At 52.3% G+C, this 15,430-nt stretch carries 8 protein-coding genes; 1 reads left to right on the top strand and 7 read right to left on the bottom strand.

The window, feature by feature from the left end; genetic code table 11:
• Positions 1–360: 360 nt before the first annotated feature.
• Complete coding sequence (locus tag Q1Y74_RS10095) at positions 361–1,797, bottom strand: Ig-like domain-containing protein (protein WP_300814160.1); 1,437 nt, start codon at positions 1,795–1,797, stop codon at positions 361–363.
• A gap of 903 nt (positions 1,798–2,700) precedes the next feature.
• Here Q1Y74_RS10095 and Q1Y74_RS10090 point away from each other — a divergent pair.
• Positions 2,701–4,212 (top strand): family 10 glycosylhydrolase, encoded by a 1,512-nt coding sequence (locus Q1Y74_RS10090; protein WP_300814158.1) that lies wholly within the window; start codon positions 2,701–2,703, stop codon positions 4,210–4,212.
• 462 nt (positions 4,213–4,674) lie between these two features.
• Here the strand turns inward: Q1Y74_RS10090 and Q1Y74_RS10085 are convergent, their stop codons facing one another.
• The 6 genes from Q1Y74_RS10085 to Q1Y74_RS10060 form a co-directional block, all read right to left on the bottom strand.
• Positions 4,675–5,226, bottom strand: a complete 552-nt coding sequence (locus Q1Y74_RS10085; protein ID WP_300814157.1) for a chromate transporter — start codon at positions 5,224–5,226, stop codon at positions 4,675–4,677.
• 18 nt (positions 5,227–5,244) lie between these two features.
• Positions 5,245–5,805 (bottom strand): chromate transporter, encoded by a 561-nt coding sequence (locus tag Q1Y74_RS10080; protein ID WP_300814173.1) that lies wholly within the window; start codon positions 5,803–5,805, stop codon positions 5,245–5,247.
• Positions 5,806–5,816: 11 nt separating this feature from the next.
• Positions 5,817–9,878, bottom strand: a complete 4,062-nt coding sequence (locus Q1Y74_RS10075) for a two-component regulator propeller domain-containing protein (RefSeq protein WP_300814156.1) — start codon at positions 9,876–9,878, stop codon at positions 5,817–5,819.
• Between the two features lie 167 nt (positions 9,879–10,045).
• Entirely contained in the window at positions 10,046–13,780 is a 3,735-nt protein-coding gene (gene purL, locus Q1Y74_RS10070; protein WP_300814155.1) for a phosphoribosylformylglycinamidine synthase, read from the bottom strand.
• 708 nt (positions 13,781–14,488) lie between these two features.
• The gene (locus tag Q1Y74_RS10065) at positions 14,489–14,668 is read right to left on the bottom strand and encodes a hypothetical protein (protein WP_300814154.1); all 180 of its coding nucleotides are present in this window, start codon (positions 14,666–14,668) and stop codon (positions 14,489–14,491) included.
• Between the two features lie 134 nt (positions 14,669–14,802).
• Positions 14,803–15,084: a hypothetical protein gene (locus Q1Y74_RS10060; protein ID WP_300814153.1), complete on the bottom strand. Its 282-nt coding sequence runs from the start codon at positions 15,082–15,084 to the stop codon at positions 14,803–14,805.
• Positions 15,085–15,430 lie beyond the last annotated feature (346 nt).

Below are 15,430 nucleotides of genomic sequence, written 5' to 3'. Positions count from 1 at the left end.
GGGGGACGGACCTGGTGGACAACAAAACTTTTTATAAACAACAATCCCTGGCGATTACTCGTCAGGGATTGACTGAAAATAAGTTGTCGGCGTAAGCTGTCCGTTCCAATACTCTTTTGAAGTCGGCCGATGAACCGACAACCGGAAGAAATTCCCGTTATCGGCCCTTGTGTAATATCCGCTTGCGGAGCTCCGCCTTGCGGGCCGGGCCCACCGCCTCCTTCTCCGCCGTCCGGTCATTCTGGCTTTGCACCCTGCTCTGCCCCGAAGAGGCAGGATAGTTGTCGAACCCGTAACCGTCATTCTGCGGCGTAAGATGCCAATTGTAGAAATTCGGGTGGTTCAATACCTCATCGGGAATCATTCCGCTCTGTTGTAAGACAGATATAAGCCCTGAAGGTTCGTCAGATTGCCGAATTCAGCGGGAATCTGGCCGCTGAGGAGGTTTGAACCGAGATCCAAAACCTTGAGATTCGACATGTTGCTGATCGTGGCGGGAATCTGGCCGGTGAATCCGTTGGAAGAGAGATCCAAGGCCTCAAGGTTCGACATATTGCCGATTTCAGCGGGAATCTCGCCGCTCAGGAGGTTTTTCGCCAAATACAAATGCTTAAGGTTGGGCAGATTGCAGATTGCCGTCGGGAACTGGCCGAGCAGGACGGTGTACCCCAGGTCCAGATACTGAAGGTTCGTCAGGTTGCCTATCCAGGCAGGGAAATACCACAGTTCATTATCATACATATCCAATCTTTTCAACTGTGTTAAGGCCGACATGTCGGGGAGCGCATAAATCTTCAGAGACCTCAGATTCAAGGCCACGACCTGACCCAGCCCGTTCACCTCGACGCCGTAAAAATTCGTAACCGCATTCTCCGCCGTCCAGGAATCCTGTATTATCTGCGGAGCATCGTCACCCCATGCCTCCACAATCGACAACAGGGCCGCCTTGTCCGTATCGCCTGTCCCCGTTTCCGAAATCTCATAACCCTCCTGTTGGGGATTGAAGCGGAATTTCGGATAGTTGTCCAATCCTTTCATCTCCTCCGGCACAGCTCCTGTGAGCTTGTTGCCGCTCACATCCAGTTGCAGAAGGTTGGCCAGCTTCCCCAATGAGGAGGGCAGTTGCCCCGTAAAATCATTATTCCCGAGATTCAGAGAGGCCAGCCGCGTAGCTTCCCCGATGCTCTCCGGAATCGGCCCCGAAAGCTTGCATCCGGATAAGACCAGTTCCGTCAATCCCGGCAGCCGGAACAATTCGTCGCACAACGTCCCCCCCAGTATCTGGCCTTCCAGGTCAATCGACAATCCATAATCGTCAGGACCTCCCGAAACACGGATTCCGTTCCAATTCTCCAACGCATTGTCCAGGGTCCAATGGTTATCGCTGAAGAAGTCCGCTGAGAGCCCCATTTGGCCAAAATCCTCCAGCAGCAGCGCCTTGAGATACGCCTCCATATCGGTTGTCACCGTTACCGCACAGGAGGCCGTGTAGCCTCCATCCTCCGTCGTTGCCGTAATCTTCGCCGTCCCGGCCTCGAGCGCCGTCACCAACCCCGTCGATGCATCCACCGACGCCACGTCTTCCGCATCCGAACTCCAGACCACCGTCTTGTTCACGGCATCCTCCGGCAGAACCGTAGCCACAAGCTGCTCCGTGCCTCCAACCAACAGCGTTTTGCTCGTCTTGTCCAACGACACCGATTTCACTCCGATAGCCATTGGATCATTCGTCTCGTTGCATCCCGCCAGCAACAGGCTCGTCACTGCCAGGAACAATAACCATACATGTGTCTTCATAATATTTAAATTAACGTGAATTCGATATAATCAATTAAATATTTCATTGAATATTAGGGATATAGCGATAAACGTGTTAAATTTATAGTGCTCAATTATAACATTTAAACGACTCAAGTTTCGGGTTCGATATTTTGTTAGAAGTTAAGAGGTTATCACTTCGCTTTGCTCTGTCAGGAGTTAAGCCAATGCCTTTGTGAAAAGGATACCGACCATTGAGCTATCGGCTTTAACTCCTAAGCCCACCTTGGTGGGCGATAACTCCTTTTAACTCCTTTAACTCCTGCAAGTTTCGCACTTGCGAAACTTGAGTTCTTAACTTCTTAACTACCAGAGAAATATTAAATCCGATACTTAAGTTGACAACAACCGATTGATAAACTTGCGAAACCTAAATTGTCTTATTTGTTGATGTGTTTTATGGCCGTCTGGTTGCCGGTAGAGCGGATTCGACTCTCATTGGGGGGGCGTAATGATAAAACCTGGAAATCGTCACGCCGGGCAATCGCATAGGAGAGGAGCAGTCCTGTATTGTAGTGCGTTGGAGGTCGGGGTGAAATCACACTTTTGAAGTGAGAATCTGAGACGCAGGAGAAGCTGGTTAAGATTTGTTATACTTTTGGTAGAGCAAGGGTTTACCTGAGAGAAAAGGAGTACTTTTATGCGCATTTTTTGAATAGCTCAACTTTGACTTTGTCGATTTTCAATTCGCAAGCTCAAGTTGCAGTTGACGAGCAGCAAGCTGACGGGTTGACAAGGCGTTTGTAGCGAGCCGTTTCAAGTGGCATTTTATCCAACTGGGCATTCCGGACCTGGAAAACTTGTTGACTGAAGCCTTGTCAACTGGCAAGTTGAGCACTTGTGAAACCTAATTGAATAGTTTTTGATTTTTAGATTTAGAACATGAGATTACGACTCTTTTTGTGTGCATGGACTTTGCTCTTCTGCTTGGGAGCAACGGCACAATATCCAAGCCAGACAGGCAGATACCCCAAACGTGAATTTCGCGGTGCCTGGATACAGGTTGTGAACGGACAATTTCGCGGTATGTCTGCCGAGAAGATGCAGCAGACCCTCATTGACCAGTTGAACTCGTTGCAGAAGGCGGGTATCAATGCCATTATCTTCCAGGTGCGTCCCGAGGCAGATGCTTTGTATGCTTCACAGCTGGAACCCTGGAGCCGCTACCTGACCGGTGTGCAGGGGCAGGCTCCCGACCCTTATTGGGATCCCATGCAGTTCATGATTGACGAGTGTCATAAACGTTGTATGGAGTTCCATGCCTGGATTAATCCGTACCGGGCTCTGACTTCGTTGAAGAACGGCATTGCGCCCACTCATCTGTACAATATCCATCCCGAATGGTTTGTCACCTATGGGAATCAGCTTTATTTCAATCCGGCACTGCCCGAAAGCCGCCACCATATTTGCATGGTGGTGATGGACATCGTTTCGCGCTACGATGTGGATGCCATCCACATGGACGACTATTTTTATCCTTATCCGGTCAACGGACAGGACTTTCCGGATAACGCCACTTTTGCCCGTTATGGAAAAGGATTCAGCAGCAAGGGGGATTGGCGTCGCCACAACGTGAATATGCTGATTGAGGAAATTCACGATACCGTTCGTCGTGTGAAGCCCTGGGTGAAGTTCGGCATCTCTCCTTTTGGTATCTACCGCAACGAGAGCAGCGATCCGCTGGGCAGCAGGACCAAGGGGCTGCAGAACTATGATGACCTCTATGCCGATGTGTTATTGTGGGCGCGCAACGGCTGGATAGATTATAACATCCCTCAGATATACTGGCACGTCGGGCATCCGGTGGCCGACTACGAAACACTGGTGAAGTGGTGGGCACGCAACAGCGAGAACCGTCCCCTGTTCATCGGCCAGTCGGTGCAGAATACGGTGCAGAATACCGACCCGACCGACCCTACCATCAACCAGCTTCCCCGCAAGATGGCCTTGCAGCGGGCCTATCAGACCATAGGCGGCAGTTGCCAGTGGTATGCGTCGGCTGTGGTGGAGAACCAGGGGCGATACCGCGACGCATTGATTGCCGAATATCACAAATATCCTGCTTTGCCACCCGTGTTTGATTTTATGGACGACAAGGCTCCGGGCAAAGTGCGTAAGGTAAAACCTGTATGGACGGCAGACGGCTACCTGCTGTTCTGGACGGCGCCCAAGTATAAGGACGAGATGGACCGTGCCGTGCAGTATGTGGTTTACCGCTTCGGCGCGGACGAGGAGGTGGACATTGACGACCCGTCGCACATTGTTGCCATCACGCGCGACACCTTCTACCCGTTGCCCTACGAGGACGGAAAGACCAGATTCCAATATGTCATTACGGCCCTCGACCGTCTGCACAACGAGTCGAAGTCCGTAACCAAGAAAGTGAAACTCTGACCTGCTGACGAGGCTGCATCGGAATAAAGAGAAATGCCACACAGAGGATACTGCCTGTCCGCTTTCTGAGGCAGCCTTATTGAGCGCCCCCTCTCAATAGTCGTTGAGAGGGGCCTCTCAATAGGTATTGAGAACCCTCTCTGAATAGGGCTTGAGAACCCCCTCTGAATAGGGCTTGAGACCCCCCTCTCAATAGCCGTTGAGCCCCCCCTCTCAATGATGTGGTAGGAGAGGGGGCTTTTTTGTGCCCTTTTGTCGGCTTGGCCGGGGGCAAAGCATCCATCGTGTGGGGAGTTCTTTCAACCCTCAGATTATCAGCGCTTAGACCATGCAAGCATCCACCGTGCTCCGTGCAAGCGTTGAGCACGGACCGTGCAAGCGTCCGGCAAGCGTAATGCAAGCGCCGGTCCGGCGGAAGGCAAATGCCTCTTTCCATGTCCCTGCGCGCCTGCCGTTCATCCCTTATTTGTAGAGCAGCAGTCCGGCTATGCCGCAGGCAATAATCATCAGTATCGGGTTGGCCTTGTATTTCTTGGTGGCCACGAAAGTGATGAGGAAGATGATGCAGCTGATTACGAAGGTATAGGTGTCTTCGCTGGGGCTTCCGAAGTTCTCGGTGTTCATCAGCACCAGGGCGGCCGAGGCCAGCAATCCCACGACAGCCGGACGCAGACCGCTGAACACGGCTTCTACCGAGGGGTGCTTCTGGTATTTCAGGAAGAATTTGCTGATGGTGAGCATCAGGATGAACGAGGGCAGCACCACGGCGAAGGTGGCGATGATGGAGCCCCAGACGCTGCCCGTGGCCGTGAAGCCCACGTAGGTGGCGGAGTTGATGCCGATGGGGCCGGGGGTCATCTGGCTGATGGCTACAATGTCGGTGAACTCCTGCGGGGTCAGCCACTCGTAGCGGGTCACCACTTCGCCCTGAATCATGGAGAGCATGGCATAGCCTCCGCCGAAGCCGAAGAGGCCAATCTTGAAGAAGGTATAAAATAGCTGGAGATAAATCATGGTTGTGATATGATGTTTTTAGACATGCGTTTCTGTTTTCCCGTTTTTCATTTTCCACTTGCCGTACAGGTAGCCGCCTATGCCGGCTGCAATGATAATCCAGATGGGGGAGAATCTGAGCAGCCAGATGAGCAAGGCGGAGACGACGGGTATCCAGAGGTTGTAGCGGTTGATTTTGGCAGACTTGGCCATGCTGAACGTGGGGGCGGCTATGAGTGCCACCACGGCCGGACGGATGCCCTTGAAGATGCGCTCCACGACGGTGTTGTCCTTGAAGTTGTGGAAGAACAGGGCGATGGCCAGGATGATGAGGAACGAGGGCAGGATGGTGCCCAGGGCGGTGACGATGCTGCCGCGTATGCCCCGCAGGCGGTAGCCGATGAAGATGGATATGTTGACGGCCAGGATGCCCGGCGACGACTGCGAGATGGCCAGCAGGTCGATGAAGTCTTCCTTGGCAATCCAGTTGCGCTTCTTGACAATCTCGTCTTCGATGAGGGGCACCATGGCATAGCCTCCGCCGATGGTGAATGCCCCGATTTTGAAGAAGATGAGGAAACTCTCAAAATAGATGTTCATATTGCTCTGTTTCATGATTGTTTGTTATCCGGTTGTGACTGTTGGGCTCCGTCCGCGGCGTTTCCCCCGTCCTTGGCATACTGGCTCGGACTGACGTTGAAGTGCTTCTTGAACACTTCGCGGAAGTACTTGGCGTCGTTGAAGCCTGTCATTTCGGCCACTTCGGTGATGCTGTACCGCTGCTCCTTCAGCAATCGGGCGGCATGGTTCAGGCGGATGAGGCGGATGTAGTCTGCGGGAGCCTGGTCGGTCAGCACCTTGATCTTGTTGTAGAAGCTGGTCCGGCTCATGTTGAGCAGGTTGCAGAGTGCGTCTACGTTGAAGTCCTGGTTGGCAAGGTTGTCCTCCACGCTCTTCTTTACTGTTTGCATGAACTTCAGGTCCAGGTCGTTGGTGCAGTTGGGGCATTCGTCCGTCTCTTCTTTGGCGGCAATGTCCAGGCGGGCGAACTTCTTCCGCAGCAGGGCGCGGTTGGCCAGCAGGTTGTCTATGGTGGCTCGCAGAATGCCGATGTTGAAGGGCTTCACGATGTATTCGTCCGCTCCCGTTTGCAACCCCTCGATGATGTTTCTGTCCGAGTTGAGGGCGGTGAGCAGGATGATGGGGATGTGCGAGGTCTCGATGTCGTTCTTCAGTATCTGGCAGAGTTCGTCGCCCCGCATTTCGGGCATCATGATGTCCGAGATGACCAGGTCGGGCAGGTATTCCTTGACGAGGCTCAGGGCCGCCTTTCCGTTGTCGCAGGTCTGAATGCTGTACTTGTCGGACAGTGTGGCCAGCAGATACTCCTTCAGTTCGTCGTTGTCTTCCACCACCAGTACTTTGGGCAGCTTCACTCCGCTCATCGCTTCGGCCAGCAAGGATTTGGGCGTGCTGCCTCCTGCTGCGGGGAAGGCGCTGGTGGGCGGTGCCGCCTTGGGGTAGGCGTTTTCCGTGTTGGGGACGTCTGCCGCCTTGCGCATGGCTTTCCGGTAGGGTTTCTCGTCCTTGGGGAAGGTCACTCGGATGGTGGAACCTTTGCCTTCGGCACTGCTGAAGGCCACTTTTCCCTTATGGATATGCACCAGCTTCCATACCAGCAACAGGCCGATGCCGCTGCCCGTTATCTTGGCGTTGATGGCGTTGCTGCCGCGGAAGTGTATCTTGAACAGCTTCTTCTGTTCCGATGCGGGGACACCGATGCCCGTGTCTTTCACCTCGATGCTCCATGTGTCTGCGCTTTCGGCGGCGGTGATGGTCACTTGTCCGCCCTGCGGAGTGTATTTCAGCGCGTTTGAGAGGAGGTTCTTCAGGATGGAGTCCATCTTGTCCTTGTCCATCCAGACATCCAGGTGGTCGAAGTTGCTGGTGTAGGTCAGGTCAATCTGCTTCACCTCGGCGTAGGACCTGAACACGTTGATGGTCTCTTCCAGGTAGGCGTTCAGCTCGTGCCTGGCCACATGCAGGTCGCTGGAGTAGATGTCCGTCCGCTCGAAGTTGATGAGATTGGACGTGAGGCGTATCAGGGCGTTCACGTTGCGCATGGCAATGTTCATGTTCTTGCGGCCCTTCTCGCTCAGCTGCTCTTCCTCGCCCAGTTCTTCCAGAGGAGCCTTGATGAGGGTGAGCGGGGTGCGGATGTCGTGTGCCGTATTGATGAAGAAACGGATTTTCTCGTCCGAAATCTTGCGCTGCTTCTTCATCATGGTGACCCGCATGGCGGTGACGATGAGGGAGCACAGAATGGCGGCATAAAGCAGCAGGGCCCACAGGCTGAGCCAGACGGGTTGCTCGATGACAATCTTCATGCTCCGTTCTTGCAGGATGAGGCGGCGGTCTTCGTTCGAGATGGCCCGCACACGCAGGGTGTATTCGCCGGGACTGAGGTTGGTGAAGCGGATGACGCTCTCCTGGCTGGGCCGGCTCCATCCGTCGTAGAAGCCTTCGAGCATCCACGAATAAAGGATGAGGGACGGGTAGTCGTAGTTGATGGCGGATACCTGCAGGGAGAAGATGTTCTGGTTATACTTCAGGTGCAGAGTCTCGGTCTCGTCAATGTCTTTGACAAGGGGAGAGTGGGTGTCGTTGGGGTAGACAGTCTCGTAGAATACGCGCAGGTCGCTGAACACCATCTTGAACGGATAGCTGCGCGGCATGACCATGTCTTTGCTGAACTCGATGGCTCCGTCCGTGCTTCCGAATATCAGGTCTCCGTTTCTGCGCAGGGTGCCTGATGCGGCGTTGAAGTGGTCAGATTTCAGCCCTTGGTCTTTGGTCCAGTTGTGAAAGCTTTTTTCTTGCGGGTTGAAACTGCTCAGCCCATTCTCCGTACTTAGGAAGAAATTCTGCTTGCCGTCCGATAGAATGTGGTAGATGTTGTTGGAGATAAGTGCGCTGTTGTCCGTACAATAATGTTCGAACGTCTTCGTTTCAGGCTCATAAATCAGTAATCCTGCATTGTTGGTGCCGATGTAGAGTGGTCCCTCTTTGCTCTGATACAGCGAGTAGACGTAGTAGGAGTCTACCGGCATGGGAATGTATTCATATTTTCCTGTATGTCTCTCCAGCAAGTACAGGCCGGTGGCCGTACCTATCCACAGATGGTCGCTGTCTTTTTCGGCCAAGGTCGTTATGCCGCTCAGGTTGTAGAAGTTGCGTATGCTTTTGTTTGTTATGTCTATTTCCTTCAGGTCGTAATAGCCGCCGGACCATATTTTGCCGTCCGAACTCCGGATAATGGAGCGGATGTATTTGTCGGGGCGTGTGTTCAAGTCGTCCATTAGCGAAGGGGTAAAGAATTTTACCTGCTTGCTGCTTTTGTCTATTTCGTAGATGCCCGAACTGTATCCTCCTGCCCAGACGATGCCGGGAGACACTTCGCACAAGGAGATGAATGTGTGGTTCTTGCTGTGCTGGTCCTTGTCAAAGATGCTGAGGAACGAGTACCATTTGTCCTGCTTTTCGTCGTACAGGCTGATGCCGTTATTGGTGGCGAACCACAAGTCGCCTTCGTGGTCTTCAATGATGGCGTTGATTTGGTTATTGACGAGCGACTGGCGGTTGCCGATGGAGTGTTTGATCCACTGATAGGCGGTGTAGCGGTTGTCGCGCACGGTGATGCCGATGGGGTAGTTGGCAATCCAGATGCGTTGCTCTTCGTCAATGTAGAGGTCGTTGATGGTATTGCCGTTCATGGCATTGTTGCTGTTGTAGTCCGCAATGATGTAGGGCTCTGACTGATAGGTGTCAGTATTTATTTTATAGATGCCTGCACCGTCAGTAGCTATCAGCACTTCGTTTCTGTCCAGTGTCTGGATGCGGTTAATGCTGATGTCTGTCAAGCCGACGTTGAGCGGGAAGGCTTTCCGGAGGTTCAGGTCGTAAACAAAGATGCCCCGCTGGAAAGTGCCTATAAAGATTTTGTTGGATGGCTTGTGGTAATAGAGCTCGTTGACCTGTACTTTAAGGTCATCCAGTTGCTGGCAGGGAACCAGCCTTAAAACCTTGTTCTTCAATTCTGCGTAGTGGATGCCGATATCCGTACCGATAAAGTAATGGGTAGAGTCAATTTGTTTGATATCGGTAATGTATTCTTCAATTTCGTTTTTAATGACAGTAACGTTTTGTGTGTTGTCGTCATACAGATACAGGGCTTTTTCGTTGCAAAGCCACACTACACTGTTCTCATCCACAAAACCGTAGCTGACGGGGGTGGGACGGTCTTTGTTTCCGGCTTCAGGGAGCTTGTACGTCAGCTGGAAACGGTCGTGTTGGGTGTCATAGCGGTAGACCCGCCCGTTCTTGCCGATTTCCCACAACGTACCTTTGGAATCAATGTAGAGCCAATTCAGGTTCATGGTGGAGTTGATTTCCTCTTCACCGTCCATCAGCTTATAGTGTTTGAAGTCTTTTCCGTTGAAACGGTCTATTCCGTCGTGGGTAAGAAACCACATGTATCCTTTGGTATCTTTCCGGATGGCATACACCCGTCTGTTGCTCAGTCCGTCTTCCACGCCGATGTATTTGTAGATTTGCGGGCGGACGGTAAATGGAAGCAGACAAAGAATGAGGATTGACAGAATGTGCTTTTTCATATTGGACGGAAATTGATAATGTGAGAAGAGGGGAATGGAATAGAACCAGTCTGTAAATAGAAACGCAGATGGACGCGGATTGACGCAAATTATCAATGGTCCGCGAGAATCTGCGTTTCTATTAGTTATACAGACTGATGATGCCGTCTATAAGTCTTGACGCATCCTTATTTCTTAGCCTCTACCCACTTGCGGGCGTTGACGAAGGCCTCGATCCACGGCGTTACCTGGTCACTGCCCAGGCGGTCGGCGGGGTAGTAGGCGTTCTGCCACGGGAAGATGGCACGCTCCAAGTGAGGCATGATGGCCAGGTGACGGCCGTCGGGGCTGGCGATACCTGCTACGGAATAGTCGGAACCGTTGGGGTTGCCGGGATACTCGTCGTAGGTGTACTTGGCCACGATGTTATAGTGGTCTTCGTCGTAGGGCAACGAGAACTTGCCTTCGCCGTGAGCCACCCAGATGCCCAGCTTGCTGCCGCTCAGCGAACCGAACATTACGCTGCGGTTGGTTGGGATGGTAACGCCTAAGAAGCGGCTTTCGAACTTATGCGAGTCGTTGTGCAGCATGCGTCCGCGTTTCTCGTCGGTGGGGTTGATGAGGTTCAGTTCCATCATCAGCTGGCAACCGTTGCAGACGCCCAGCGAGAGGGTGTCTTCGCGTGCATAGAATTTGTCGAGTGCCTCTTTGGCCTTGGGGTTGAAGAGGAAGGCTCCTGCCCAGCCTTTGGCAGAACCTAATACGTCGGAGTTGGAGAAGCCGCCGCAGAAGACAATCATGTTGACGTCTTCCAGTGTCTCACGTCCGCTTACGAGGTCGGTCATGGTAACGTCCTTCACGTCGAAGCCGGCCAAGTAGAGTGAGTAGGCCATTTCGCGTTCGCCGTTCGTGCCCTTCTCGCGGATGATGGCTGCGCGGATGCCGCTCGGTGTGCGGCGGTCGGGGCTGATGCCGTATTGCGACAGTTTGCCTGTGAAGCCCGGCATGAAGGCCAGGTCCATGGGCTGCATCTTGTAGTTCTCGAAACGTTTCTTGGCGCAACCGTTCATCGACTGGCGACGGTCGAGCAGGTAAGAAGTAGAATACCATACGTCGCGCATGTAGTCGATGCCGAACTGATAGGTGGCACCGTCTTTCTCAATCTTCACGAAGCCCACGCCGGCGTCTTCGAGTATCTTCTTCACTTCGTCCTTGTGCTTGTCGGCCACCTGGATGACGATACCCGGGTTTTCGGCAAACAATATCTTGATGAGGTCGTTTTCCTTAATCTTGTCGAGGCTGATTTCCATACCGCCTTCTACGTTGGAGAAGCACATTTCGAGCAACGTGGTGATGAGACCGCCTGCCGAGATGTCGTGTCCGGCCAGGATGAGGCCCTTGTTCACCAACTCCTGAACAGCCAGGAAGGCGTCGCGGAAGTATTCGGGGTTCTGTACGGTAGGTACGTCGTCGCCCACCTTACCCAGCGACTGTGCGAAAGCCGAACCACCCAGTTTCAGGGTGTCGAAGCTGAAGTCGATGTGGTAGAGCGTGGTCTTGTGGTCGTTCACCAATACGGGCGAAACCACTTTCTTCACGTCGCTCACTTCACCGCCAGCCGATACGATGACCGTGCCCGGAGCGATGACTTTGCTTCCGTCGGGATATTTCTGTGTCATGGACAAAGAGTCCTTGCCGGTAGGCACATTGATTTGCAGGGCGCAGCAGAAGTCGCTCAATGCTTTGACTGCCGTGTAGAGGCGTGCATCCTCGCCTTCTTGTGAGCGGCAAGGCCACATCCAGTTGGCGGAGAGCGATACGCTGTCCAGTCCTTCGGCCAGCGGTGCCCATACGAGGTTGGTCAGTGCTTCGCTGACAGCGAGCACAGAGCCGGCAGCCGGGTCGGCCAATGCGGCTTGCGGAGCATGACCCAGCGAAGTGGCGATACCTGCCTGACCACGATAGTCGAGGGCTACCACACCACAGTCGCTCAGCGGCAGCTGAAGTTCGCCTACGCATTGCTGGCGGGCAATCTTACCTGTTACGGAACGGTCTACCTTGTTGGTCAACCAGTCTTTGCAGGCTACAGCTTCCAGCTGGAGTACGTTGGCCAAGTATTCATGCAGTTTGGGCAGTTCGTAAGTCGGCATTTCGTAATGACGCTCTACGGTTTTGTCTACCATGTATGTTTTGGGTGAAGAACCGAACATCTGGTCAACGGCCAGGTCGAAGGGGCGCACGCCGTCGGCCTGCTCGAAGCAGAAGCGGTGGTCGCCGGTTGTTTCGCCTACGACGTACATCGGGGCGCGTTCGCGTTCGGCAATCTTACGTACGTGTTCGATGGCTTCTTCCTTGATAAGCAATCCCATACGCTCCTGACTTTCGTTGGCAATGATTTCCTTGGCCGAGAGGGTCTTGTCGCCGATGGGGAGTTTGCTCATGTCGATGTGTCCACCACATTCTTCTACCAACTCGGAGAGGCAGTTTACGTGTCCGGCCGAACCGTGGTCGTGGATGGAGACAACGGGGTTGACATCTTCTTCACAAAGGGCGCGTACTACGTTGTAGGCACGTTTCTGCATCTCGGCGTTGGCGCGCTGTACGGCGTTCAACTCGATGCCGCTGCTGTATCGGCCTGTGTCTACAGACGATACGGAGCCGCCGCCCAAACCGATGCGGTAGTTGTCGCCACCCATCACTACGACCTTGTTGCCTGCTTCGGGTTTGCCCTTCAGACAGTCGCGTTGCGTGCCGTAGCCTACGCCACCGGCCAGCATGATCACTTTGTCGTAACCGTAAATAGTTGACGAGTTTTCAGTTGACGAGTCAACAAGGCCTTCCTTGTCGCCTTGTCCACTTGTCTCTTGTTTACTTGTTTCCTGGTGTTCGAAGGTCAGCACCGAACCGCAGATAAGCGGCTGGCCGAACTTGTTACCGAAGTCGCTGGCACCGTTGGATGCCTTGATCAGAATCTGTTCGGGTGTCTGATACAGCCATTTGCGCACGGGCAGGATTTCTTCCCACTCGCGTCCTTCTTCTGTGCGGGGGTAGGAGGTCATGTAGACAGCTGTACCTGCGATGGGCCAGGAGCCTTTACCGCCACCCATACGGTCGCGGATTTCACCACCCGTACCGGTTGATGCACCGTTGAAGGGCTCTACGGTAGTGGGGAAGTTGTGCGTCTCGGCCTTCAGCGAGATGACGCTCTTGATGTCCTTCACCTGGAAGTAGTCGGGCTTCGAGTGGTCGGCGGGAGCGAACTGCTTGATGACAGGGCCTTCGGCAAAGGCAACGTTGTCCTTGTAGGCCGATATGATTTTGTTGGGATTTTCCTGTGTTGTCTTCTTAATCATCTGGAAGAGCGAGGATTCCTGCTCTACGCCGTCGATGATGAACGTACCGCCGAAGATTTTGTGACGGCAGTGTTCGGAGTTGATTTGGGCGAAGCCGAATACTTCGGAGTCGGTCAGCGGACGTCCGAGGTCTTTCTCCACTTTTTTCAGATAGTCCATCTCTTCTTTCGAGAGGGCCAGACCTTCCTGTTCGTTGTAGGCTTCGAGGTCTTCGATGTGGACAATGGGTTCGGGCTTGCGGTTGGTGGTGAACACCTGTTGGTCGAGTCCTTTGTACATGCGTTGCAGCATAGGGTCGTGGTCTGCGTTTTCATCGGCTACGGGGAAGTACTCTTCTATGCGCAAAATGCCGTTGAGACCCATGTTCTGAGTGATCTCTACGGCATTTGTACTCCAGGGAGTAATCATTTCGCGGCGCGGGCCGACGAAACAGCCTTTCAGGTTTTCTTCACTTTCGGGGGTGGCTTCTCCAAAAAGCCAGCAGAGTTTTTCGCTTTCTGCCTGCGAGATAGCGTGTTCGCATTCAACGGCAATCACGCTTTTCTGAGGAGTTCTGTAGAAAGAAATCATACTATTGATAGCGCTATAATGAATGATAAATATCTTTATTTCCAAGGGCTTCGGGTGAATCTACTCCCTCTTGTCCATTTTCGTAGGCAAAGATAGTGCAAACCGAGTGAAGTACAAAGCAAAAACGTAGTTTTTAGCTTTTACTTCCGAGGTGCCGCCTATCTTATCCAAAGTAGTGCAAACCGAGTGAAGTACAAAGCCAAAACGTAGTTTTTAGTTTTTACTTCCGAGGTGCCGCCTATCTTATTTAAAGTGGTGTGAACAGGTTGGGGGGGGTGAAACGAAATGCTATTATTTTTATGGAGAACAAGCGTTGGTTTATGCTGTGGATTGCTAATTTACATGAAAACACTTTTTTTCCAATTATGCCACCAAAAGAACAAAGAGGCTCCTATGTTTATGAGTGAAATGAAGAAAACGGACCTTCTTAGTATGACGTATTGCTCAAGTCCTGTTGTAAACATGAATAATAATGTCGTAAACGCCCAAAAAATAATTGAATAGACAAGAAGTATGAGATTGAAAACAGCCCACACTTTATTCGAGTGAGATACCAGCAATATACATGAAATGGCCGCTAATGGCAAGGAAATGAATACAAGATTGATTTCTGGTGACTTGACCGTCAGGAGAATTGCCGAATGTAGAAGCCACCATATCGGATATATTTTTTGGATTTTAGCTATTGAAACCATGTGCAGTGGTGTATCATTTTTCGATTTCTCCCGCCAGGCGTGATGGCTCGCGCCGGGTATCCCACAGGTCGGCGATGTAGAGAATGGCGTTGGGTTGGTCGATGTAATAAATGAGTTTGAAGTGCTCGTGGACGACGAGCGAGCGGTATTGGTGGCGTTTTTTGCCGGCAAGCAGGGGCTCTATTTTCCCCATATATGGATTGGATGCTAATAAGGGCTCGTAGGATTTGACTCTGTTATAAAAGAGGGTAGTGCTGCGGGTGCCGAACAATTCTATGCCTTGTGCTAAAGCCGTGTCCAATGCACGGCCGGCTTTTTTACTCCATTTTATTTGCATAGCCAAGGATATTTGTTCTCCAAATGTTCAAATAGTTCTTGGCTGGACAAGGTCTCTCCTCCTTCAATTTCCGCTTCAGCCTCGTCAATCCTCGCATTCAGTTCCTCCATCGTATAGGGGCGCAAGTTTTCAGTCTCTGTGGCGGCGGGTGTGCTGTGGACGCGCAGTCGGTTGAAGCAGCGTCTCAGTTTCTTGAGCACGTCCAAATCGTCCACATCCAAGATGTCGCGCAAGAGTTCGCGGCGCAGGGTTTCCACTTCCAGTGTATTCATTTTTTTGTCTCCTTTCTTTCGGACAAAGATAGTGCAAACCGAGTGAAGTACAAAGCAAAAACGCAGTTTTTAGCTTTTGCTTCCGAGGTGCAGCCTGTCTTATCCAAAGTAGTGCAAACCGAGTGAAGTACAAAGCAAAAACGTAGTTTTTAGCTTTTGCTTCCGAGGCGCAACTTATCTTATGGAGGAATGTTCTTCAGTCTCTCTTGTTGGTCACTACTGTCCAATAAAAGTTGGCTAATCGGTTTTTGAAATTATTGAAATACAGTCTTTTAAGCAGTCCTTTAGAATGAAACGGATTTGAATTCGTAGCTTAGCGGTCAAATTGAAGGCCGCTTATGAACCA

The sequence above is a fragment of the uncultured Bacteroides sp. genome (assembly GCF_949298305.1).
Classification (GTDB): Bacteria; Bacteroidota; Bacteroidia; order Bacteroidales; family Bacteroidaceae; genus Bacteroides.
The sequence above is the reverse complement of the archived record's forward strand: the minus strand, read 5'-3'. Positions and strand labels throughout refer to the sequence as shown.